The following is a 338-nucleotide window of genomic DNA, read 5'->3' as shown; positions in this document are numbered from 1 at the left end:
GCGATCAGGTAATCGGCGATCCGGTGGCCCAGCGCGCTCTCGGCGTAGGGCGTGAGCATGATGTCCAGGGCGCGCCCGTTCTTGTGGAACGGCAGTCCGCCGGCGCGCCAGCCCCCGTAGGAGTTCACCGCAGGGAACAGCGCGCACACGGACCGGTAGATGTGGACGGTGTCCTTGCGTAGCTTGCGCTCGACGGCGGAGCCGCGCGGGCAGGGATCCCAGGTGGTGCCCGCGGCGGCGATCGGCGCGGACTCGGTCAGCCCCGACTCCAGCACCCAGCCGTAGCCGTCGGCGTACTCGACCTGGCGGTACTTGCCCTTGATCGTTGCGGTGGCGCT

The 338-nt window shown here is 70.4% G+C and carries 1 pseudogene; it reads right to left on the bottom strand.

The features are described from left to right. A pseudogene (locus BN358_RS26635) lies at positions 1 to 338 on the bottom strand (hypothetical protein); the annotation flags it as partial.

This window comes from Sedimentibacter sp. B4 (assembly GCF_000309315.1).
GTDB classification, from domain to species: Bacteria; Bacillota; Clostridia; order Tissierellales; family Sedimentibacteraceae; genus Sedimentibacter; species Sedimentibacter saalensis.
This window is presented reverse-complemented; position numbering and strand designations above follow the sequence as displayed.